This is a genomic window from Vibrio sp. CCB-PB317, from assembly GCF_022808245.1.
In the GTDB taxonomy this organism is placed as follows: domain Bacteria; phylum Pseudomonadota; class Gammaproteobacteria; order Enterobacterales; family Vibrionaceae; genus Vibrio; species Vibrio diabolicus.
This window is the reverse complement of record NZ_JALGNU010000002.1, coordinates 1,662,763-1,684,278: the sequence shown is the minus strand read 5'-3', so window position 1 is coordinate 1,684,278 and position 21,516 is coordinate 1,662,763. Positions and strand designations below refer to the sequence as shown.

Sequence of the window (21,516 nt, the reverse complement as noted above, 5' to 3'; positions counted from 1 at the left end):
GTAAGCCGTTTAGTCTGCATGCCAAGTCATGCTTATTGAACCGCACGCCCGAGGTTATTTGGGTATAGCGCATTCACGCGAAAAAAGACAAAACAGGTAAATGATTAATGCAAGTGGGTAATGAAGCGCTGGTTTTATCAGCGGTTGGGGTCATTGGTTTAGGTTGTCAGTGGTTGGCATGGCGATTGCGCTTACCAGCGATTTTATTTTTGCTGCTAGCCGGGTTGATTGTCGGGCCATTTATGCAGTGGTTAAATCCCGATGAGATTTTAGGGAATTTGCTCTTTCCGTTGGTTTCATTGGCGGTTGCGGTGATTCTTTTCGAAGGCAGCTTGACCCTAAACTTCAAAGAAATTCGCGGTGTGAGTGGCTCAGTCTGGAGTATCGTTTCCATCGGGGCCATCATTTCGTGGGCAGCAACCAGTATTGCGACGCACTATTTCCTCGGTTTTACTTGGGAGCTCGCCATGTTGTTCGGCAGCTTAACCGTGGTAACAGGTCCGACGGTGATAGTGCCACTTCTTCGGACGGTAAGGCCTAACAGTACGCTTGCTAATATTTTGCGTTGGGAGGGGATCTTGATTGATCCACTCGGTGCGCTTTTTGTTGTGATGGTTTATGAGTTCATCGTATCGCACAGCGCGATAAATAGCGTCGAAGTGTTCGGGACGCTCATTGCCGTGGGCGTCATTCTTGGTGCGGCCTCTGGCGCAGCAGTCGCAACGATTATGCGCCGTGCGTGGCTACCGGAATACTTGCAGCCATTTGCGGTTTTGATGATCGTGCTCGGCGTATTTTCCGTCTCCAACCATATTGAGTCTGAAGCTGGGTTACTAACCGTCACCGTAATGGGTATGTGGCTCGCAAACGCTAAAGACATCAATATTCAGCAAATTCTGCACTTTAAAGAGCATTTAACCATTTTACTGATCACCGGATTGTTCATCTTCCTTGCGGCTCGAATCAGTCTGGATGATTTTGCTGCGCTGGGTAGTGGCGCGTTATTGCTGTTTGTATTTATGCAGTTGGTGTCGCGTCCGTTGTCGATTTTCCTCTCAACCATCCGCAGTAACTTGAGACTTAAAGATAAACTGTTCCTGTCTTGGGTTGCACCGCGCGGTATTGTCGCTGCCTCTATTTCGTCTCTTTTCGCGATCAAATTGACCGAATACGGTATTGATGAAGCGATTTTACTGGTTCCTATGACCTTCATGGTGATCATCGGAACGGTTGTTTTACAAAGTGCAACGGCACGTCCTGTCGCATTGATGCTGGGCGTCGCGGAGCCAGCGCCACGCGGCTTCTTGTTGATTGGTGCTAACCGAGTAGCCAGAGAAATTGGTCAAGCGTTGGCACGTTATGACCGCCGCATATTGATGACCGATTCTAACTGGGAGTACATCAGTCAAGTTCGTATGTTGGGGCTGGATTACTACTACGGGAATCCGATTTCTAGTCACGCAGATGACAATTTGAACCTGATAGGGGTGGGACAAGTCGTTGCATTAACGCCTGACCAGCATTTCAACATTATGGCTTGCATGCAATTTGTCGACGAGTTTGGTGAAGATAAAGTTCACTGCTTGCAAAAAGTGAAAACCAACGGCAATGGTAGCGAGAAGCACTCCGTGGCTCAGGAGTACCACGGTAAATTGCTGATGGGCGGTAACGTAAGCTATACACAGCTGGCCAGTTTGTTGAGCCGCGGTGCAGAGATAAAACACACGAAGTTGAGCGACAACTTTACGTATCAAGACTATTTAGCGCATCACAAAGGGAACTCGGTAGTGCCGTTGTTCCACGTTGAAGAAAAAGGAAAAATTCAATTCTGTGATGACCCTGAGCAGTTTGCTCCAACCACCACAAGTACCGTTGTGTCTCTGATTCTGTCAGAAAGCGCAAAGTAAATTAGAGAAGTATGCGGCTCATTTTTATCGTGGTGTCTCGCACGCTGATTACTTCAACTTGGTGAAACACTCGCCTGCTTGTTTAAAACAGAAGGCGAGTTTCTCTTCCTATAATGTCAGAGTAAGTCGTGATTCATTACTGGTTTCGGAAAAGTAATCTCGTGAATTCAGAAAATTCGCATTGACGTTACTGATAAGGATCGCAATACTGCGCGACTGTTTTACTTTAGGGTGGCATTATGGCTCCGCAAACTAACCGAAAAGATTTACATCTAGACGCTGTTTTACATCATGACATGAGCATGAAGCATAAAACAGCGGGCTTTGAGTCTGTCGAGTTTGAACACTGCGCGCTGCCAGAATGTGACTTTCAGGCGATCGACCTGTCGACAGAGTTTCTTGGCCACCGACTGGCGCTGCCGTTTTTGATTAGCTCGATGACAGGTGGAGCGAAAGACGCTGAAGTGATCAATTGTCGTTTGGCTGAAGCTGCCAGTGAATTAGGCATTGCGATGGGCGTGGGGTCGCAGCGTATTAGCTTAGAAGAGCGCCAACACGCAGGTCTAGGTAAAACCATTCGTGATTTAGCCAAAGATGTGCCGCTTTATTCCAACCTTGGAGCCGCTCAGTTGCGCGACAAAGGTAAACTTGATAATGCGCAGCGTGCGGTTGAATCCATTCAAGCGGATGCGTTGTTTGTACACGTAAACCCAATGCAGGAAGCGTTTCAGAAAAATGGCGACCATAATTGGATTGGGGTCTTACACGCTATCGAGCAGCTTAAATCTCGCGTGAATGTTCCGATCATTATTAAAGAAGTCGGTTTTGGTATTAGTGGTCACGTTGCGCAGCGATTGGTTGACGCCGGTGTGGATGCCATTGACGTAGCGGGCGCGGGTGGCACAAGTTGGAGCGCGGTTGAAGGCTATTGCCAAGATAATCCGAAAATGCAGCGTGCAGCCGAACTTTTCCGCGATTGGGGCATCCCAACGGCAAAATGTTTGACTCAAATACGAGCACAGCATCCTACATTACCTTTGATCGCCTCAGGTGGTGTGCATAACGGACTTGAAGCGGCGAAAGCCATACATTTGGGCGCCAATCTCGTTGGGCAAGCGGGCGCAGTCTTGAAAGCGGCTACCATAAGCACTCAAGCGGTGGTCGAGCACTTTGAGCAAATGGCGTTAGAGTTACGTTTATCATGTTTTGGTACGGGGTCTTCTAAGATCAGCGCATTAACGCAAGCGCGCTGCCTATAGGTGTTTATGGTGTCATTTACGCAGCTTGGCTCAATAATTTTTCGGTGTCTTAACACGTAGACTGATAATTTCGTTATAGTTGATACAAAAGTCACTTCAACAAGTGACTGCTTAGTTCAGACAGTTGAATGGGCATTTGTTGAAGCGATTGAGTTTTATTTTAATATTGTTTGCAACTGGAACCTTAAATTTATGAAAAAACTAGTCATGCTGATGTTGGCGGCTTCTGCTTTAACCGCTTGTAGTGATGAAGTGGGCACTGAAGGCTGGTGTAACGACATGCGCGATAAGCCAAAAACAGAATGGACAGCAGACAACGCAGTAGACTTTGCGAAGCACTGTGTTCTTCAAGATGGTGTGGGCAGCGAGCAATGGTGTGAGAACTTGAAAGATAAGCCAAAAGGTGACTGGAGTGCAAACGAAGCTACCAGCTTTACTAAGCACTGCATTTTCTAAGCACTACACTTTCTCAACACGGCGTCTCTCATTATGAGCGATGACTGTGTTAGGCAAAATATTAAGAAAACACCAAGCGTCTTGCTTGGTGTTTTTGTATCGACAATAGCTTGGGCTCTCACGTGCTGAGCACACCTATCTTTCCTCTGAGTAGAGTGTTTTACATTTTCGTTTCATTTTTGAAAACCTGTATTACCTGCCTTTAATTTTTCGCATTGCAGTGGCATGGTGTCGGTGTATTCGTCTAATTCAATTAGATTCATAACAAAAAGGGACTCAAATGGAAGTACTCAAAGGCTCATGTCTGTGTGGTAAGGTGAAATTGGAAGTGGCAGATGAATTCAAGTACATGGGAAATTGCCATTGCTCGGAATGTCGAAAATTTACTGGCTCTGACTATTCATCTGCGGGCGGTATTGCTCTAGATAAGTTGCTCATTATCCAAGGAAAAGAGGATATTCAAACTTATCAGAAAAGCGAAAATACCATGTTATGTTTTTGTCGCCATTGCGGGTCGAGCCTGTATTCGAAAAAGAACAATGGGATTGTCAATATTCGCCTAGGTGTCTTGGATGATGCTCCATCCCACAAGCCAAATTTCCATATTTTTGTCGCGTCCAAAGCGCCGTGGCTTGAGATATCGGATAACCTGACTCAGTTTGAGGCCGGGCCCAAATAGAGTAGTAGCGGAAGAGAATTATTTAGTAACAGAGGGCGTTGCAATAAGTCTGCAACGCCCTCTGCACTTTTATTTTTGAAATTAGAACAGAGATGATTATTTGGCGTCTTGCAGTTCTTCTAAGCCACCTGCATTGTGCAGATTCGTGAACCCTTGCGATTGCAAATATTGATACGCTTTACCAGAGCGATTACCACTGCGGCAGTACAATACGATCGCTTGATCTTTATCGACGTCTTGGAAATGTTTATCAAGCTCAGATAGAGGGAAATTGACCGCATTGTCTAAATGCCCCTCAGAGAACTCTTGCGGCGTGCGTACATCGACAATCATTGCGCCTTTCTCAATCAGTTGCCACCCTTGTTCAGCACGCTCAGAAGCCGCCACGTTGGGAGAAAGCAAGCCAACGCACAATGTTGCAAGAAACAGAGATACGACCTTTTTCATTGTTTGATTATCCTTTTTAAGAGTATGTAACCACTCTAGATTTGATTGAACACATTTTCCATAATAAAGATGGTTTTAAGTGGTCGTAAATGTCAAAAGTTTCGATAGAAGATTTTATTCAATTCAATAAAAAATTTTTATGAAATCCACCTCTTGAACTCCAATTTTTCGACCTTATTATTCTCATCGAAAGTGAGCGGTCGACTCGCAAATCCATCTTGATGTTTATTCTGTCTTTTATTTTTGGTTCCAAGTAGGAGGCACTTAAAAATGAAAATTCGTCCTTTAAATGACAAGCTAATTGTTGAAAGACAAGAGGTGGAAAATAAATCTGAAGGGGGAATCGTTTTAACTTCTCAGTCGGTGAAAAAATCAAACCGCGGGAAAGTCATTGCTGTTGGTTTAGGTAAACGCCTTGAAAATGGCGAACGCGCTGCGATGGAAGTCAAAGTGGGCGACCAAATCATTTTCAATGACGGTTACGGCGTGAAAACCGAGAAAATTGACGGCGCAGAATACTTGATTCTGTCCGAATCTGATGTGTTAGCAATCGTTGAGTAATTATTTTTGTAGTAGTTTTTTGAGGAGATAATTATGGCTGCAAAAGACGTATTATTTGCTAATGACGCACGTCAAAAAATGCTGAAAGGTGTGAACTTACTGGCGGACGCAGTAAAAGTGACACTAGGCCCTAAAGGCCGCAACGTTGTGCTTGATAAATCTTACGGCGCGCCAACGATCACTAAAGATGGCGTGTCTGTAGCGAAAGAAATCGAACTGAAAGACAAGTTCGAAAACATGGGCGCACAAATGGTGAAACAAGTGGCGTCCAAAGCTAATGATGAAGCAGGTGACGGTACAACGACCGCTACTGTACTGGCGCAATCTTTCATCAATGAAGGTCTTAAAGCGGTAGCGTCTGGCATGAACCCAATGGACCTAAAACGTGGTATCGACAAAGCTACTGAAGCGGCGGTTGAGAAACTACGTGAAATGTCTAAGCCATGCAGCGACAAAGAATCCATTACCCAAGTGGGTAGCATTTCTGCAAACAGCGATCGCGCGATCGGTGAAATCATTGCAGAAGCGATGGAAAAAGTGGGTCGCAATGGCGTGATTACGGTTGAAGAAGGCCAAGGTCTAGACAACGAATTGTCTGTGGTTGAAGGTATGCAATTCGACCGCGGTTACTTGTCGCCATACTTCATCACTAACCAAGAAAATGGCAGTGTAGAGCTAGACAACCCTTACATCCTATTGGTGGACAAAAAAGTCAGCAGCATCCGCGAGCTATTGCCAGTGCTAGAAGAAGTGGCGAAATCTTCTCGCTCGCTATTGATCATTGCTGAAGACATCGAAGGTGAAGCGCTAGCGACATTGGTTGTGAACAACATGCGCGGCATCGTGCGTGCGACGGCGGTGAAAGCACCTGGTTTTGGTGACAACCGTAAAGCGATGATGGAAGACATTGCGGTACTAACCGCAGGTACGGTCATCTCTGAAGAAATCGGCCTAGAACTCGAAAAAGCAACGCTAGAGCAACTAGGTAGCGCGAAGAAAGTGACCATCACCAAAGACACAACAACTATTGTGGGTGGCGCAGCAGAAGCAAGCGCGATTGCTGATCGTGTGGCTTCGATTGAAAAACAAATCGAAACAACCACTTCTCAATACGACAAAGACAAGCTTCAACAACGTGTTGCGAAGCTTTCTGGCGGCGTAGCGGTGATCAAGATCGGCGCTGCAACTGAAGTTGAGATGAAAGAGAAGAAAGACCGCGTGGACGATGCGCTACACGCTACTCGCGCAGCGGTTGAAGAAGGTATTGTTGCTGGTGGTGGTGTTGCCCTAACTAAGATCGCGAAAGAATTGGCGGATCTAAAAGGTGACAACGATGACCAAAACGTGGGTATCCGAGTTGCGCTACGTGCGATGGAAGAGCCTCTCCGTCAAATCGCAACCAACGCAGGTGACGAAGCTTCAGTCGTAGCGAATGCTGTCAAAGCGGGTGATGCCGATTACGGTTACAACGCTGCAACAGGTGAATACGGCAGCATGATCGAAATGGGTATCTTGGACCCTGCGAAAGTAACACGTTCAGCGCTTCAATTCGCGGCGTCTGTTGCTGGCTTGATGATCACGACTGAAGCGATGATCACCAACCACGTTGAAGACAAAGAACTTGATATCTAACGTTATCAATCGTTAGTGATTAAGTAAGCGTTAAAACAACAATAACATTGCAAAACCTAAGCGGGCTCGCTTGAGCCCGCGAATCAGTCATTTGAGGTAAGTGTTATGACCCGTTTACCTGCGTTTTCTTTCTCAATATCTGAGCCGAGCGGTAATGAAGCTTCGTCAACGTGGCCGACGGCTATTCACTTCCCCCTCGTTCCAGCTGGGCCAGAGTTTTCGATCGAAAATGCTCTGCCTAAACGTCCGACAGTGACGATATTCACTATCGATCTGTCTCAGTTATTTAAAGGGGACGCTCGGGTCATCCATTAACTGTATCGAAACAGCCAGCGTAAGTTGGCTGTTTTTTTTTATTTCTGGGTGTAGGTCAAATTATTGATAATGTGAATCGTTTTCGTTTGGTTGTTGCTACTTGTTCAATGTGTTAGCTTAAATTGGGACTGTTCCCAAGTGAGGTGATAAAATAATGAATAAGAAAATACTGCTTCCCTTAATGTTAGGGATTTCCGCTACTGCCGCTGCTTCTGATAACAAGGTTGTAGAAAGTGTCTTGATTGATGACATCGCGCTAGAAGGTTACGTGAAAAAAAGCTATGAGGTCGTGATGCAAAGCGAGCCTGAGCTTTTCCCGTATGCGTTTCGTGGTAGCCGTGTGCAAATGAAGTTACTGGTTGAGTTATTCCATAATTCAAAGAACGACAAAAAAGCGGCTCGCGTGATCACTCTAGGGAATGGTTATGTACCAGGTAATCCGGGTGTAAAACACACTTACGATGCTGCGATTGTGGACCGTTTTACTCAAAACTACCCAGTCGCGTTCGACTACAGTATCTATCAAGCTGGTGGCACGCCGGTATTTAGTGAGGATTACTCACCGCAAAACGAAGCTAATGATGTTTCAGTATCGACAACCACGGTTGCATCGTCTATCGGCTTAACCGCGACTGCAACACCGGGCTCGGCACCAAGTTTTTCTGGCTCGTTGACGACCGACCTGGGTGTGGCTTATACGTCTCGCTACTCAAGTAAGGATTACGTCACCGCAGCCAAACCAAAGGCTTCCATGGAACGCGGTATGGGTGTTAAGTGGACCACCTCTCTTAGCCAAATTTACACCAACGATTACCAGTACTACGGTAAATGGGCGGGCGTTTACCACTACACAGGTTGTTCAAACGAGAACCTATTACCAGAAGAGAACTTGCCGCGTTTGATCTACGGTTTCAAACCGAAATTCCAGTACGTGTTCACACCAGAATTTGAGCGCGGAGAAGAGCCCAAAACGGAGATGATCGCACGAGCTGGCATGAAAGAAGTTGAAGAAGGTTTCTCTCGCAATGCGTGTAACTGGTACGATCAAGGTACAACGAGCCACTACACTGAGGCACAAATTCGCTTCACGATTGATTGGGATACGCTCACCGTTATCACTCAATAAACGTTTCACTTATCAGACCGAAGGTTTGTAGATTGTAATGCGGCTCTAGTAGCCGCATTTTTTATGGTCGAAATCTGATCGCAAGCGCATTAAGTCTTTAAGCCCAGCATCGCGCCGAAAATGACCAATCCCGACCCACATGCTTGGGCGGATTGGCAGCAATCAACACGTTGTAAAACCTTCAACGGCAACACTCAGCAATCATTTGCGCATTTTTATTTTTGCATACAAGCCGAGGTGGATGGCTTAGGCGCGGCGATGGGATCGTATCCTTTTGTTATGGACGATATTAAGCGCGATAATTTGGTCGCGCCATTTGGTTTTGTGCTATCAGGTTGCAATTATGTTTTATTGAGCCAAGATAAAAAGCGTACAGAACTCGAACATAAATTCATCACGTGGTTACAAACGCAAATGGTAGAGTGTGTACCACTACCATCGCAGCAAAATACGCAAGGCGAATAGAAGGCGTAGAGCGTGATTACGTCAGTCAGTTTGATGGATAAGGGCTTAGGAAATTGGAAATGGACAACCTCAATATTGTTGAAATCAAATCATTTGTTCCGGCGAAAGATTACGCGCTATCAAAACGCTTTTATGAGGCGATAGGCTTTGATATGGCGTCAGACTTCGGTGATGTGGCGTACTTCTCTCAAGGCAGCTGCGCGTTTCTTTTACAGAATTTTTATGAGCCAGAACACGGCAACAACTTCATGATGCACTTGCTCGTAGAAGACGCAGAAAGCTGGCATCAGCACTTATCCAAAGTGGGCCATGAGGAATTTGGTTCGCGTTTAACTGAGCTGGTCGAGCAACCTTGGGGTATGCGCGAATGTTGTTTGTTTGACCCTAGTGGCGTTTTATGGCGAATCGGTCAGAACATGAATACTGACTAACGCCAGTCCTCTTTTCAGAACATCTATATCGCGCAGGTATTGATATCTCGATACCTGCGCGTTTTGTTTTTTGCTTAACCTTGCCAACGTTTCTCGCGCACTCACGCCTTTTTCGAGGTGGTGTGCGATGGACTGAACCCAAAAAGCTCCTCAAGCAGCATGGCTTTGAGTTCCGCCCGGACTTCTGTCCCTCCGATTAACGCCAAAAGTGCGAGTCCACCTGGGATGAGAATCACCATCAATATTGGTCTTAAAATATAAGAAAAGCAGAATATGGTCGGCAAGAAAATCAATCCTTGGCCTAGTTTGTTTAATACGTACATGAGCGAATCCTTTTGTTTTTATATAAAATTGAGCGTGCTCATTTTTATAATTGAGCGCGCTCAATTTGTCAATGTCAGCCGCTCAAGGTATGATCCTTTCAGGCTCATTAAGCAGATACATCAATGACGAAGCGACAACAAACCAGAGACAAAATCCTAAAAGCCGCGTGGGCATCTTTTGCTCAGAATGGCTATGACATGACGACCACAAGGCAGATTGCGAGAGAAGCAGGAGTCGCCGATGGTACGGTATTCAGCCACTTCCCGACCAAACTGTCGATTTTGCGCGAAGGGATGCTGACGCAACTGCAACAGATCAGCCAAGAGACGCTAGTCAGTGTGGAAGGTAAGACAGCTATCGACATTGGTTTGGCGCTGACGGAGAAATACTATCGCTACTATTTTGCGAACGTCGAGTTGAGCCGAGCCTTGTTGAAAGAGGTGATTTGGGATTTGGATTATTACCAGTCGTTTAACCAAGCTTTGTTTCAATCTGCGAGCGTAAGTTCTGTTCTTGAAGACAAAATGCCGTTGATTTTTGACTGCTACTTCATGACGCTAATCGCACATTTAAGCCGAGCAGAACCGGATGTTGAAGCCGCGCTTACAGATCTTCATGCTAAGTTTCAGCAAATCATTGCGACTACATAAAATGGCCCCAACGCAGAATCTGAAAGAATATACTGCCTGTCATTTTATTTGCTGGACTCCCATTTTCTCGTTTCAGTTGGCGTCTCACCAAATAGCCGCTTGTAGCTTTGGCTGAACTGCCCGAGATGAAAAAAACCAAAGTCAAAAGCGATTTCTGCAATTGTTCGATTATCTTCAGGGCTTTGTAGCACTCTACGTACTTGATTCAGCCGCATTCGGTGTATGAATTGCTTTGGCGAAGTATTACAGCAATGTTCAAAGGTGTACTGCAGTGTGCGGCGACTGACGTGCACAGCGTCACACAGTTCACTGACGGTGATCGGAGTTCTGTAATCTAAGTCGTGTAGCTGTTGCTTTATGCGGCGCATCACATGCTGACGATGAGAGATTGATATCGGGTGGCTTGCGCTTGGTGAACTGATTGAGAACAGTTCGAGAACGATGTCTTTTAAAACCACCTGATGTGTGCTGTCAGACCATCGCGATTCAGTGGGACCGAGTAAAGTACCCAAGTAGAATTTAAGTTGTTGAATGTGCTTTTCTGTTAGTCCCGCTAAGTGCGGTGTGTTGCAGCCGATACCGTCTAACTCGAGCTGTTTTTCTATGATTTGAACCAGTTTTCTGTCGAGTACTATCCCATAGATAGAAAACTGTTCAGGTGTCATTAACTCAAAATCTGCACCACCTTGTCTAAGCAAAAGCTGGCTTGCATTAAACTTGCTGTGATTTAGGTGTAGCGGCTTATTTTCCGCACTCAAGCCCAACCAAATTCCTCCCTCTTCAACCCTGCATTGCTGTCTTAGTGAGCGGTTACTGTCTTCACGAAATACATGGAAATTGGGAAATCGTCGTTCTCGAATTTGACCTAAAAATCGGCCATCGCTGAGTTGATCGTATTCCTGTTGCCAGTTTATTAGGCTTGCAGCTTGTTGGTTTGCATCCTTTGTGTGATGGATGCACAGCATTGGTGCGGTTTGGGGTGTTTGGTCACTCATCCTTGTGATGCTCATTCCTTTTTTGTGAGTCATGTTGGAGCAGTTTTTATGTAACTCATTGTTTATTAGTGTTTTATAAATGTTGCCAGTTTTTGATAACGCTACGGAACACATTTGGCAATACTTTCTTAAAGCTTATTGATAGTTCAGCAAAAAGCGAACCAAATAGTGAAGAGGAAGAGCAATGACGGCAACTTATCGTCGGCAACAAGGAAGTAAAGTCTATACCTTTAAGTCATTAGCTGACTTGATGGCGAAAGCGACACCGGAGCGATCAGGCGATGCGTTAGCCGGGGTTTGTGCTCAGTCAGCGGCAGAACGTGTAGTCGCACAAATGGCGCTGTCTGAGTTACCACTTAAAACGTTTCTTAACGAGGCGGTTATTCCATACGAAAGCGACGATATCACTCGCCTAATTATCGATACGCATGACCTTGAAGCCTTTAAACCGATTGAGCACTTGACGGTCGGAGATTTTCGAAATTGGCTGCTGAGTGAAGAAGCCGATGGTGAAACGTTGGCTAAAATTCGTCAAGGTTTAACACCAGAAATGGTGGCCGCAGTCAGTAAGATTATGCGCAACCAGGATTTGATTCTCGTTGCTAAAAAATGCCAAGTTGTCACGGCTTTTCGGAATACGATTGGTTTGCCGAGTCGCCTGTCTACTCGCTTACAGCCGAATCACCCCACTGATTCTCTCAACGGTATCGCAGCGACCATTTTTGATGGTCTGATGTACGGAAATGGCGATGCGGTTATCGGTATCAATCCGGCAACAGATAATGTGCCTCAAGCTATCAAGTTAATGAACTTAATGGATGAGGTGATTCAACACTATCAAATACCGACTCAGTCTTGTGTGTTAACTCATGTAACGAACACGATCGAAGCCATTGAAATGGGTGCACCAGTCGATCTCGTTTTTCAGTCGATAGGCGGCACGCAAGGGACGAATGATACCTTCGGAATCGACTTGTCGATTTTGAAAGAGGCCCATGAAGCCGCGTTGTCTTTGAATCGAGGTAGCGTAGGAAACAATGTGATGTATTTTGAAACCGGACAAGGTACAGCGCTGTCTGCGAATGCATTTCATGGGGTCGATCAACAGACTTGTGAAGCCCGTGCTTATGCTGTTGCGAAACAGTTTGATCCTTTGTTGGTTAATACAGTCGTTGGGTTCATTGGCCCTGAGTATCTGTTTGATGGTAAACAGATCATTCGTGCCGGGCTTGAAGATCATTTTTGTGGGAAGCTGCTTGGTTTACCCATGGGTTGCGACATCTGTTACACCAATCATGCCTATGCCGATCAGAATGACATGGATAATTTGCTGACACTGTTAGGCGTGGCCGAGTGCTCTTTCATCATGGGTATTCCAGGGTCTGATGACATTATGCTCAACTATCAAACTACCTCATTTCACGATGCCCTTTACGCAAGAAAAGTACTCGGTCTGAAGCCAGCTCCAGAGTTTGAACAATGGTTAATGGAGATGCAGATTTTCGAGAGCGTGCAAGACGTTCGGTTAAGTGAGCAAGTCTCTCGCTCGTTTTCGGGAGCAATTAACCAACTGAATAAGGGGTATTCTCATGGGTAAAGTGATCACCATTGCTCAGTCCACACAAGATGAGTCTGAAGTTGTCACACACAACCCTTGGGGCAAGTTACGCGACTTCACCTCTGCTCGGATCGCTCTGGGTCGCAGCGGGAACAGTGTACCAACCAACGAGTTACTCTCATTTCAGCTGGATCACGCCCAAGCTATGGATGCAGTGCATTGCAGTTTGAATGTTGACTCTCTTGTTGCTGGTTTATCTGACTCTTACTCGATTCTTGAAAATACCTTAGAGCCTCCTGTCGTAGTGAGCAGTCAAGTGAGTAATCGGCTTATGTACTTGCAAAGGCCCGATTTAGGACGGCAGCTCGATGAATCTTCTTGGCAAACGCTCAACTCGATAGCAAATGAGCATAACACTGACATTGATCTTGCGATTGTTATTGCTGATGGACTTTCTTCCGTCGCAATTCAAAACCATGCCGTGCCTGTTGTTACTCGATTGATTTCTCTTTTAAGCGCTGATGATGAACATCAATGGAAATTCGCACCTATCACAATCGTAAAGCAAGGAAGAGTGGCGGTAGGGGATGATGTTGGTGAATGTTTTAACGCCAAGGCCGTGCTGGTTTTAATTGGAGAGAGGCCAGGTCTGACTTCTCCGGATAGCATGGGTATGTATCTCACTTGGGGGGCTAAACGAGGCTCTAAAGACTCCCAGAGAAACTGTATTTCCAATGTGCGCCCTCAGGGGCTCAATTATGACGATGCCTGTGAACGTGCATTTTACTTGCTTAAGGAGGCTCGAAAATTACAACTGTCAGGAGTGAACCTGAAAGATCGCTCCGACATCAATGAGCCAGGTGGCGCAAGCGTTGAAGATAAACACAGCGACAACTTTTTAATTTCATCAAAGTAGAAGGATTTACTATGTCTAAACATCAGGAGTACTTGGCCAAAAGGCAGCTAAAAAGAGGCACCGCAGGTTGGATTTTACTTGCTGGCTTAGGTGTCTCGTATGTTATATCTGGTGACTTCGCCGGTTGGAACTTTGGCATCGCTCAAGCAGGATGGGGAGGCTTTCTTATTGCTGCTATCGCGATGGCAGTAATGTATTTCACGCTAGTATTGTCTTTAGCTGAAATGTCTGCGGCTATTCCGGCTGCGGGTGGTGGTTACAGCTTCGCAAGACAGGCGATGGGGCCGACAGGTGGCTTTTTCACTGGCTTATCAGTTTTGATTGAATATGCGCTCGCGCCTGCTGCGATAGTAATTTTTATTGGCTCAGCAGTGAATGAATTGGTTGGTATCGATGGCCCTGTTGTTTACGCACTTTTCTACGCCGTCTTTATTGCTATTCACATGGCAGGTGTTGGCGAAGCTCTCAAAGTAATGATGGTCATCAGCGGTTTGGCTGTGCTAGCTATTCTAATCACTGCTGCTGTGCTTATTGGTCACTTTGATGTTAATAACTTATTCGATATTGCTCCAGCGACGGCTCAGGCAACAGAAATCTTGCCGTTTGGGTGGTATGGCGTATGGGCTGCGTTGCCATTTGCAATGTGGTTGTTTCTTGCGGTTGAAGGTGTGCCTTTAGCGGCAGAGGAGGCAAAAAATCCGGCGAAAGATGTTCCAAAAGGCATCATTGGTGCGATGTTGTTTTTATTACTAACCGCAACTCTGGTGGTCGTTCTTTTGGCTGGTGCGGTTGGTTCAAAGGTCATAGGCGATAGCGCTGTGCCATTAGTTGACGCACTGAAGCTTACGGGCAACTCAACGATAGCAATGGCCGTGAACTTACTCGGGTTAGCTGGTCTTATCGCTTCTTTCTTTTCTATCATTTATGGTTACAGTCGCTTGGTGTTTGCGCTTTCCCGCGCGGGTTATTTGCCGCAAACTTTGTCATTAACCAGCGACAAAAAAGTGCCTTCTCGTGCGCTTTTGGTTCCGGGAGTTTTTGGGTTCTTGGTTTCTCTTACGGGGGAGGGGGACTTAATCTTGGCGATGGCTGTTGTCGGTGCGACTGTATCGTACGCATTAATGTCCTTGAGCCATATTTTATTGCGAATTAAACAGCCGGAGTTAGCTCGCCCATATAAAACGCCTGGCGGGGTAATCACTTCGAGTATTTCTCTGGTGCTTTCTTTGATCGCAATGACAGGTGTTTATGCTTTTGATCCCTCTGCCTTTTTCATGACAATGGGATTGTTTCTTATCGGTGGTGTTTATTATGGTTTATACAGCCGCAACAAACTGGTGGCAGCAACCGCCGAAGAAGAGTTTGCCATGCTTTCTGTTGCAGAATTAGAGCTTGAATCAGATGTAGCACGATAGCCATTTCAATTCTTGTTCGCCACTACATCAAGGGAGCCATGTGCTCCCTTTGTCATTTCTATCAAAAGTGCATAGCGCACAAATGCATCACTTTAACTTTATAAGTGGTTAATCATGTGAAAGTCTAGTCTGGATAACTATGGAGCAGAGCCACCACTGGTATAGGTTAAGTTTTCAAGGAAGGATCATGAAAAACAACGCATTTAATACACTTTTTGGAACAGAGTTACCGATTATTCAAGCACCAATGGCCGGCGTGCAAGATAGCCAAATGACCATAGCTGTCAGTAATGTTGGCGGGCTTGGCTCGTTACCTTGTGGAATGCTGAATAAAGACGCCATCGTTAAAGAACTTCAACTTATTCAACAGGCGACCAATCGACCGTTCAACCTCAACTTCTTTTGCCATGAAATGCCGGAATACGACGCCAACAAGCACGAAGAGTGGCAAAAAACGCTGCAACCGTATTTTTCTGAAGTTGGTGCAACCGTACAGGCTCAGCCAAACGCTCCGACAAGGATGCCTTTCAATCATGATATTGCTGACGCGATTGAATCATTTGCACCGCCAGTGATCAGTTTCCACTTTGGTTTGCCTGCCGATGACTTGTTAGCGCGAATTAGAGGCTGGGGAGGGAAGATCCTTTCGACAGCGACCACAGTGGATGAAGCACTGTGGCTGGAAGCAAAAGGCGTTGACGGCATTATCGCTCAAGGCTTGGAGGCTGGTGGACACCGAGGCATGTTTTTATCGGATGATTTATCTACTCAATTAGGCTTGATGGCGTTGTTACCGCAAATCGTCAAGCGCGTGAATTTACCTGTTATTGCAGCAGGAGGAATTGCCGATAAAAGCGGTGTTGAAGCCGCGCTGAAGTTAGGAGCAAGTGCCGTGCAGGTTGGCAGCGCCTATTTGTTGTGTGATGAGGCAAAAACATCGTCTTTACATCGATATGCCATTGCCAGTGAGCGCGCGCAGCATACGGCGGTGACCAATGTTTTCTCGGGCCGACCAGCACGAGGCATTGTGAATCGCGCGATGTCGGAGCTAGGCTACATCTGTGAGTCTGCGCCGAAATTCCCATATGCTTCCATTGAAATGACTCAGTTAAGAGCGCTTATGGAGAAGCAAAACCGAGATGAATTTACGCCGTTGTGGTGCGGACAAAATTCGTCGGGTTGCAAAGAAGTTTCAGCGGCAGAAATGACACTATCATTAGTGGAAGGGATTGATTTGAGCTTATGTCCCTCAGACTAATTTGGCCTGAGGAACACATTTCAAGTGAAGGTTATTGAGGCGCTTTCATCGCTTCTGATTGATCGTCCGTCATCACGAAGTGCAACTCGCCACCCGGTTTGAACTCGGAATGGTCGAAGAAGAAGCCGTTATCCAAAGCTTTGCCATTGATGGTGACAGACTTAATGTACATGTTGTCATCGGCGTTGTTCTCTGTGGTGATGGTGAACGTGCCGCCTTTCACCGGAATCACTGCTTTGTCGAATAGCGGACGACCCACAGTGTAGATAGGCTCTGCCGCGTTCACTTGGTAGAAGCCTAGTGCAGACATCACATACCAAGCAGACATCGCGCCTACGTCTTCGTTACCAATGACGCCTTCTGGCGCTGCAAAGTACATGTTATCAAGAATGTGGTCGACGACTTGTTGCGTCTTCCATGGTTCTGCGGTCCAGTTGAATAGGTAAGGAATGTGGTGTGAAGGCTCGTTACCAAACGCAACTTGACCAATCAAACCAGACATATCCGGTGTTTCTGTGCCTTGGCTTTCTGCTGTGAAGGTTGCTTCTAGGTTCTTCTGGAACTCAGCATCGCCACCCATGATGGTTTTTAAGCCTGCGATGTCATGCGGCACAAACCAAGTCCACTGCCACGCGTTACCTTCGGTGTAGTTGCCCGTCTCGTGTTCCGTACCGTATGGGTCGAATGGCGTCATGAAGGTTTCATCAATCATCACTGGGCGCATAAAGCCTGTCACGCCATGTTCTGCGTATTCCGTCGGGTTGTAATCGAAGTACTTTTTGTAGCCTTTTGAGCGTTCAAGGTATTGCTCTTCCGCTTGAGTATCACCGGCTGCTTTGGCGATTTGCGCGATAGCCCAATCGTAGAACGCGTTTTCCAGACCGTAAGAAACAGACTCAACCGTGTAGTCTTCAAATACTGGCTCACCATCGACACGTTGGATGGCAGGCGTGAAGCCGTTTTTCTCAATGTAGTCGATGTGCTTGGTTAAAGTGCGATCCAATACGCCCTGATCCCAATCGGCTTGCAATGCAGGGTAGTTCTCGTAAGTCGAAGAGTTGATCGCGGCTTTCAGCGCCAGCTCTTTCTCTTGTTGAGTAAACTCTTCTGGGAATTTGGTGATCGCATCCGCAATCACTGCTACTGCTGGGTAACCGACCATGGTGCCTGTCTCGTCGCCTAAGTGCTCCCATTTCGGTAGCAAGCCGCTTTCAGTGTACTTCTGAACTAGGTTCTTCGCGTATTGCACCGCGCGAGTTGGCTCTGTGATGGTTTTCAGTGGGTGTAATGCACGTTGGGTATCCCATAGAGAGTAAACCGAGAAGTTTGGCTGTTCTTCCGTTGCTTGACCGTAAGCGATGGAGTATTCCCCTTCGCCTTCACGAATTGAGCCTTTGCCCATGCCTCGGAATCGACCATCTACGTCTTGATGCACCATCGGCGCAATCTTGGTGTGGTAAAGCGCAGTGTAGAAGATCTCTTTCTGATCTTCCGTGCCCCCTTCGATAGAGAAGTTGAGCGCTTTTGCCCATTTCTCGCGTGCGTTGCTGCGCGCAGTATCGAAAGAGACATTGGCTTCGGCATCGTAGTTGTTTTCTGCACCTTGTGGGTCAACCGCAGATAACGCCACTTGAGCATTCAACTCTTGTGAGCCTTCATCTTCAAATTCGATGTAGGCAGTGACGTCCGCTTTGACACGCTTAACTGGATTACCTTGGTCATCGTATATCAATTCAGAAACGTGTTCTGCCGTTAGGCCGTCAACAGGTTCGCCATTGGCAAGGATGTAGACGTCTTTGATCTTCTTATCAAAAGTCGCATAGAAGAAGATTTTTTGGTTTTTCGCCCAGCCAGAGAAGTGCGCTGCATCGCGCTCGCCTGTGATGGTATGACCGTCTTCGCTCACCGTCAGTTTGTTGCGCAGAGAGGTCGAACCCCAGTCACTGTTAAGGATGGAGTTGAGGTCTATCTTCAGACGTTGTGGTTGACCTTGCGGGTAGGTGTAACGATGGAAGCCGACCCGTTCAGAAGCTGTAAGCTCAGCTTTGATACCGTTCTCTGCAATCTTCACAGAGTAGTAACCCGCTTCTGCCACTTCTGAGGTTTTGTCCATCTTGACCGAAATCGCTTCGCGGTAGTCGTCGCTGTCTTCGATGTATTTAGCTTTATCTTCGGTAAACGGCAGGAATAGAATGTCACCTAAGCCGCCCATACCCGTGCCGGATAGGTGAGTGTGGGAGAAGCCAAACAGGGTCTTTTTATCGAAGTGGTAACCTGATGAAGAATGCCAGCCGATCAGCTCGGTATCTGGAGAAAGTTGCACCATGCCTTCTGGCACAACAGGACCCGGGAAGGTGTGCCCATTAAAGCCGGTACCAATGAATGGATCGACGTATTTTAGGTTGGAAGTATCGACGCTTGGTGAGGTGTTATCGTCGTTATCGTTGCAGCCAGCCAAACCAATAACACTTGCAATCACTGCGGTGGCGATAGCGGTTTTCGTAAAGTTCATAATCTTGATTCCTTAGGCAGGAAGCGCGTCACTTCCTGCCACTGAGTTAATCTATCTACTTATTCTTTAAACACGAATTACATAAAACGTTATTGAGCTTGAAGCGCTTCTTGCTTGTCACCCGTCATGACGAAGTGAAGCTCGCCACCCGCTTTGATTTCGCTGTGCTTGAAGGTGAAGTTGGCATCCAGCGGTTTGCCGTTGATGGTTACGGACTTCACGTACTTGTTGTGTGGGCTGTTGTTGTCCGCGGTGACTGTGAACTCGCCGCCTTCCACTGGAATGGTGATTTCATCAAACATAGGACGACCGATGGTGTAGACCGGGTCTGCAGGCGTCACTTGATAGAAGCCCATTGCCGACATCAAGTACCAAGAGCTCATCTGACCCACGTCTTCGTTACCAATCAAACCAGTTGGTTCGCTGGTGTACATCTCTGACATGATGCGGTCTAGGTACTCTTGCGCTTTCCATGGCTCATCCGTTAGCGCGTATAGGTAAGGAATGTGGTGCGATGGTTCGTTACCGTGCATGTACTGACCGATGTAACCCGTTAGGTCTGGCAGCTCTTCACCTGTGTTTGAAGAACGCGCGTTGAATAGCTCGTCCAAGTCTTCACGGAAGGCTTTCTCTGGCGTGGTGTCTTTGCCTTGCGCCAAGTCTGCTTGGTAGATTTCTTGTTTCAGGCGGTTGAAATCGTGCATTGGTTGGAACTTCCATTGCCACGCGTTCCCTTCGGTGTAGGCAAACTCGTCCACGTAGTAAGGGTCAAACGGTAGCAGCGGGCATTTCTCTTTCATCACACCTGAGCCTTCTGGCCACTCAACCATTTCACACTCATCCAAACGCTCTTCATCAATTGGTTGGTTGAACTCCAAAGGTGGTTTGTTTGGTGATGAGCTTAGCGGGTGGTTTTTCGGACGTAAGAAGCCTGTCTCTGCATCCCAATGGTTAAGCCAGTTGTCGGCACGAGTCATAAACTCTTCTTGCAGTTTTACATCGCCAGCCATGCGCGCGATTTCTGCCATTGCCCAGTCGCCGTAAGCAAACTCAAGCGTGTAAGACGCACTGTTCCAGTAACCGTGGTGAACAAAGCCGTTTTCTTCGTACACTTTCACTTGCACAACGTTTGCTGCGCCGATGTTGTTGTCTTCCGTCCAATCTGGGAATTCAGATGCCTCGTGGTAGCGCACCGTAAACTCAGCCGCTTCTTTGGCCAGTTGCGGGTCGATGTCTAAACCTTTCGCCATCGCATCAGCAATGATAGAAACCGCAGGGAAGCCGATCATAGTGCCCGTGTAATGACTGTGCAGTTCCCATTTCGGCAAGATGCCACCGTCTTCGTATTTACGAATCAGGTCATTGGCAAACTCTTCGGCACGTTCCGGATCGATAATGGTTTTCAGTGGATGCGCTGCACGGAAGGTATCCCACATGGAGTACACAGAGTAGTTTGGTGTGTCGCCCGCGTCTTTTTGAATGCGAGTACGCATCGCAGGGTATTGGCCGTCGACATCTTGGAAAATCATTGGCGCGATAGAAGCGTGGTAAAGCGCGGTGTAGAAGATTTCTTTTTGATCTTCTGTGCCGCCAGATACCATCATGCGGCTAAGCTCTTGGTGCCATGCGTCGTTGGCTTGAGCGCGCGCAGTATCAAATGACACGTCTTTCGCTTCTGCTTCTAGGTTTTTCTCCGCACCTTCTGTGCCTGTTGGTGACAAGCCTACTTGGATTTCTAGCGGTGTTGATGATGGTGCGAATTCTAGGTAAGCGATGGTTTTCACTGCGTCGATGTTGTCGTTGTTTACATCGATTTCCGTTTCTGCGCTATCAACCAAAGCAAAGGCTTTGACGATAGGTTGGTTGAAGGTGGCGTAGAAGTAGACGTGCTGGTTGTTCGCCCAGCCATTCGAGCTACGTAAACCGCGAATGGTGTAAGCGTCGATAAACTCCAAATCGCCCTTCATGGTGCGGTTGTTGAAGTGACCTTTATTGAGAGTGTGGTCTAAATCGAACTTGATGTGTGGCGTAGTGCCTTCTTTGAAGGTGTAGCGGTGGAAGCCAACACGTTGCGTGGTGGTTAGCTCGGCTTTGATTTCACCTTTGTTCAGTTCAACCGCATAGTAGCCCGCTTCTGCAGTTTCGTTGTCTTTATCGAAGGTGTTGAAAACGGCGTTTTCTTTCTTGGTGAAAGGCAGAACTAAGATATCACCAAGGTCGGTAATGCCTGTGCCAGAAAGGTGAGTGTGGGAAAAACCATACACTGGGATTTCAGTCAGCTTGCCGTGGTCGAAGTAACCTGCAGCAGAGCCCCAGCCTTCCATTTCGGTATCAGGAGATAGTTGTACCAAACCGTAAGGCACAACCGCCCCCGGGAAGGTGTGACCATCTGCGCCTGTACCAATCAATGGGTTGACGTATTGGGTTAGCGTGGTGTCGAGGAATGGTGTACCAGATTTGCTGTTGTCGTCATCACTGTTACAACCAGCAAGACCAAACATGGCAGCGAGAATAGCGGTAGAGATAAGGGTTCTTTTTAGTTTCATTTTTTTGGTTCCACTGAAGTGAAGTTTTTAGGGGGCTAGATGCCCCCTTTCGTTATTTGGATGG

The 21,516-nt window shown here is 46.9% G+C and carries 19 protein-coding genes and 1 pseudogene; 15 read left to right on the top strand and 5 right to left on the bottom strand.

Features of this window, described 5'->3' with window-relative positions; translation table 11 throughout:
- Positions 1 to 107: 107 nt before the first annotated feature.
- The 4 genes from MTR11_RS16485 (at position 108) to MTR11_RS16470 (ending at position 4,301) form a co-directional block, all read left to right on the top strand.
- Complete coding sequence (locus tag MTR11_RS16485; RefSeq protein WP_243328067.1) at positions 108 to 1,907, top strand: cation:proton antiporter; 1,800 nt, start codon at positions 108 to 110, stop codon at positions 1,905 to 1,907.
- A 239-nt stretch (positions 1,908 to 2,146) separates the two neighbouring features.
- Positions 2,147 to 3,166, top strand: coding sequence for a type 2 isopentenyl-diphosphate Delta-isomerase (gene fni / locus MTR11_RS16480; protein ID WP_006741316.1), 1,020 nt, complete (start codon positions 2,147 to 2,149; stop codon positions 3,164 to 3,166).
- A 192-nt stretch (positions 3,167 to 3,358) separates the two neighbouring features.
- Positions 3,359 to 3,622 carry a DUF3012 domain-containing protein gene (locus tag MTR11_RS16475; protein WP_005395285.1) on the top strand — a complete coding sequence of 88 codons (264 nt, stop codon included), beginning with the start codon at positions 3,359 to 3,361 and terminating at the stop codon, positions 3,620 to 3,622.
- Positions 3,623 to 3,902: 280 nt separating this feature from the next.
- A complete protein-coding gene (locus MTR11_RS16470) occupies positions 3,903 to 4,301 on the top strand; it encodes a GFA family protein (protein ID WP_005395284.1) in 399 nt (132 codons plus the stop codon).
- 96 nt (positions 4,302 to 4,397) lie between these two features.
- Here MTR11_RS16470 and MTR11_RS16465 read toward each other — a convergent pair whose 3' ends face one another.
- The gene (locus MTR11_RS16465; protein WP_182034404.1) at positions 4,398 to 4,748 is read right to left on the bottom strand and encodes a rhodanese-like domain-containing protein; all 351 of its coding nucleotides are present in this window, start codon (positions 4,746 to 4,748) and stop codon (positions 4,398 to 4,400) included.
- A 270-nt stretch (positions 4,749 to 5,018) separates the two neighbouring features.
- On the opposite strand from MTR11_RS16465, the gene MTR11_RS16460 reads away from it, so the two are divergent.
- The 6 genes and pseudogenes from MTR11_RS16460 to MTR11_RS16435 all read left to right on the top strand — a co-directional run bounded on the left by MTR11_RS16460 (position 5,019) and on the right by MTR11_RS16435 (position 9,278).
- The gene (locus tag MTR11_RS16460; protein ID WP_005373989.1) at positions 5,019 to 5,309 is read left to right on the top strand and encodes a co-chaperone GroES; all 291 of its coding nucleotides are present in this window, start codon (positions 5,019 to 5,021) and stop codon (positions 5,307 to 5,309) included.
- Between the two features lie 33 nt (positions 5,310 to 5,342).
- Positions 5,343 to 6,941 (top strand): chaperonin GroEL, encoded by a 1,599-nt coding sequence (groL, locus tag MTR11_RS16455; RefSeq protein ID WP_005395280.1) that lies wholly within the window; start codon positions 5,343 to 5,345, stop codon positions 6,939 to 6,941.
- A 105-nt stretch (positions 6,942 to 7,046) separates the two neighbouring features.
- Entirely contained in the window at positions 7,047 to 7,256 is a 210-nt protein-coding gene (locus tag MTR11_RS16450; protein WP_005395278.1) for a hypothetical protein, read from the top strand.
- A gap of 154 nt (positions 7,257 to 7,410) precedes the next feature.
- A complete protein-coding gene (locus tag MTR11_RS16445) occupies positions 7,411 to 8,382 on the top strand; it encodes a leukocidin/hemolysin toxin family protein (protein ID WP_243328066.1) in 972 nt (323 codons plus the stop codon).
- Between the two features lie 135 nt (positions 8,383 to 8,517).
- Positions 8,518 to 8,847: pseudogene (locus MTR11_RS16440) on the top strand (LysR family transcriptional regulator); the annotation flags it as partial.
- Between the two features lie 59 nt (positions 8,848 to 8,906).
- Entirely contained in the window at positions 8,907 to 9,278 is a 372-nt protein-coding gene (locus MTR11_RS16435) for a VOC family protein (RefSeq protein ID WP_139060793.1), read from the top strand.
- Between the two features lie 101 nt (positions 9,279 to 9,379).
- Here the strand turns inward: MTR11_RS16435 and MTR11_RS16430 are convergent, their stop codons facing one another.
- Complete coding sequence (locus MTR11_RS16430) at positions 9,380 to 9,601, bottom strand: hypothetical protein (protein ID WP_185090669.1); 222 nt, start codon at positions 9,599 to 9,601, stop codon at positions 9,380 to 9,382.
- 123 nt (positions 9,602 to 9,724) lie between these two features.
- Here MTR11_RS16430 and MTR11_RS16425 point away from each other — a divergent pair, with 123 nt between their 5' ends.
- A complete protein-coding gene (locus MTR11_RS16425; protein ID WP_047008018.1) occupies positions 9,725 to 10,252 on the top strand; it encodes a TetR/AcrR family transcriptional regulator in 528 nt (175 codons plus the stop codon).
- 44 nt (positions 10,253 to 10,296) lie between these two features.
- Here the strand turns inward: MTR11_RS16425 and MTR11_RS16420 are convergent, their stop codons facing one another.
- On the bottom strand, positions 10,297 to 11,247 hold the full coding sequence (locus MTR11_RS16420; protein ID WP_243328065.1) for a helix-turn-helix domain-containing protein: 951 nt from the start codon (positions 11,245 to 11,247) through the stop codon (positions 10,297 to 10,299).
- A gap of 184 nt (positions 11,248 to 11,431) precedes the next feature.
- On the opposite strand from MTR11_RS16420, the gene MTR11_RS16415 reads away from it, so the two are divergent.
- The 4 genes from MTR11_RS16415 (at position 11,432) to MTR11_RS16400 (ending at position 16,394) form a co-directional block, all read left to right on the top strand.
- Positions 11,432 to 12,844: an ethanolamine ammonia-lyase subunit EutB gene (locus MTR11_RS16415; RefSeq protein ID WP_139060796.1), complete on the top strand. Its 1,413-nt coding sequence runs from the start codon at positions 11,432 to 11,434 to the stop codon at positions 12,842 to 12,844.
- Positions 12,837 to 13,721, top strand: a complete 885-nt coding sequence (gene eutC, locus MTR11_RS16410; RefSeq protein ID WP_243328064.1) for an ethanolamine ammonia-lyase subunit EutC — start codon at positions 12,837 to 12,839, stop codon at positions 13,719 to 13,721. Before MTR11_RS16415 ends, eutC begins: the two co-directional genes overlap by 8 nt.
- An 11-nt stretch (positions 13,722 to 13,732) precedes the next feature.
- Complete coding sequence (gene eat / locus MTR11_RS16405; protein WP_006741326.1) at positions 13,733 to 15,136, top strand: ethanolamine permease; 1,404 nt, start codon at positions 13,733 to 13,735, stop codon at positions 15,134 to 15,136.
- A 187-nt stretch (positions 15,137 to 15,323) separates the two neighbouring features.
- Positions 15,324 to 16,394 (top strand): NAD(P)H-dependent flavin oxidoreductase, encoded by a 1,071-nt coding sequence (locus MTR11_RS16400; protein WP_243328063.1) that lies wholly within the window; start codon positions 15,324 to 15,326, stop codon positions 16,392 to 16,394.
- Positions 16,395 to 16,425: 31 nt separating this feature from the next.
- Here MTR11_RS16400 and MTR11_RS16395 read toward each other — a convergent pair whose 3' ends face one another.
- Positions 16,426 to 18,906, bottom strand: a complete 2,481-nt coding sequence (locus tag MTR11_RS16395; RefSeq protein WP_243328062.1) for a GH92 family glycosyl hydrolase — start codon at positions 18,904 to 18,906, stop codon at positions 16,426 to 16,428.
- An 89-nt stretch (positions 18,907 to 18,995) separates the two neighbouring features.
- The gene (locus MTR11_RS16390) at positions 18,996 to 21,452 is read right to left on the bottom strand and encodes a GH92 family glycosyl hydrolase (RefSeq protein WP_243328061.1); all 2,457 of its coding nucleotides are present in this window, start codon (positions 21,450 to 21,452) and stop codon (positions 18,996 to 18,998) included.
- Between the last annotated feature and the right edge of the window lie 64 nt (positions 21,453 to 21,516).

What these genes read in the sequence shown, in the direction of transcription:
- MTR11_RS16485 (WP_243328067.1), top strand. Translation starts at nt 108, where the DNA reads ATGCAAGTGGGTAATGAAGCGCTGGTTTTATCAGCGGTTGGGGTCATT.
- fni (WP_006741316.1), top strand. Translation starts at nt 2,147, where the DNA reads ATGGCTCCGCAAACTAACCGAAAAGATTTACATCTAGACGCTGTTTTA.
- MTR11_RS16475 (WP_005395285.1), top strand. Translation starts at nt 3,359, where the DNA reads ATGAAAAAACTAGTCATGCTGATGTTGGCGGCTTCTGCTTTAACCGCT.
- MTR11_RS16470 (WP_005395284.1), top strand. Translation starts at nt 3,903, where the DNA reads ATGGAAGTACTCAAAGGCTCATGTCTGTGTGGTAAGGTGAAATTGGAA.
- MTR11_RS16465 (WP_182034404.1), bottom strand. Translation starts at nt 4,748, where the DNA reads ATGAAAAAGGTCGTATCTCTGTTTCTTGCAACATTGTGCGTTGGCTTG.
- MTR11_RS16460 (WP_005373989.1), top strand. Translation starts at nt 5,019, where the DNA reads ATGAAAATTCGTCCTTTAAATGACAAGCTAATTGTTGAAAGACAAGAG.
- groL (WP_005395280.1), top strand. Translation starts at nt 5,343, where the DNA reads ATGGCTGCAAAAGACGTATTATTTGCTAATGACGCACGTCAAAAAATG.
- MTR11_RS16450 (WP_005395278.1), top strand. Translation starts at nt 7,047, where the DNA reads ATGACCCGTTTACCTGCGTTTTCTTTCTCAATATCTGAGCCGAGCGGT.
- MTR11_RS16445 (WP_243328066.1), top strand. Translation starts at nt 7,411, where the DNA reads ATGAATAAGAAAATACTGCTTCCCTTAATGTTAGGGATTTCCGCTACT.
- MTR11_RS16435 (WP_139060793.1), top strand. Translation starts at nt 8,907, where the DNA reads ATGGACAACCTCAATATTGTTGAAATCAAATCATTTGTTCCGGCGAAA.
- MTR11_RS16430 (WP_185090669.1), bottom strand. Translation starts at nt 9,601, where the DNA reads ATGTACGTATTAAACAAACTAGGCCAAGGATTGATTTTCTTGCCGACC.
- MTR11_RS16425 (WP_047008018.1), top strand. Translation starts at nt 9,725, where the DNA reads ATGACGAAGCGACAACAAACCAGAGACAAAATCCTAAAAGCCGCGTGG.
- MTR11_RS16420 (WP_243328065.1), bottom strand. Translation starts at nt 11,247, where the DNA reads ATGAGTGACCAAACACCCCAAACCGCACCAATGCTGTGCATCCATCAC.
- MTR11_RS16415 (WP_139060796.1), top strand. Translation starts at nt 11,432, where the DNA reads ATGACGGCAACTTATCGTCGGCAACAAGGAAGTAAAGTCTATACCTTT.
- eutC (WP_243328064.1), top strand. Translation starts at nt 12,837, where the DNA reads ATGGGTAAAGTGATCACCATTGCTCAGTCCACACAAGATGAGTCTGAA.
- eat (WP_006741326.1), top strand. Translation starts at nt 13,733, where the DNA reads ATGTCTAAACATCAGGAGTACTTGGCCAAAAGGCAGCTAAAAAGAGGC.
- MTR11_RS16400 (WP_243328063.1), top strand. Translation starts at nt 15,324, where the DNA reads ATGAAAAACAACGCATTTAATACACTTTTTGGAACAGAGTTACCGATT.
- MTR11_RS16395 (WP_243328062.1), bottom strand. Translation starts at nt 18,906, where the DNA reads ATGAACTTTACGAAAACCGCTATCGCCACCGCAGTGATTGCAAGTGTT.
- MTR11_RS16390 (WP_243328061.1), bottom strand. Translation starts at nt 21,452, where the DNA reads ATGAAACTAAAAAGAACCCTTATCTCTACCGCTATTCTCGCTGCCATG.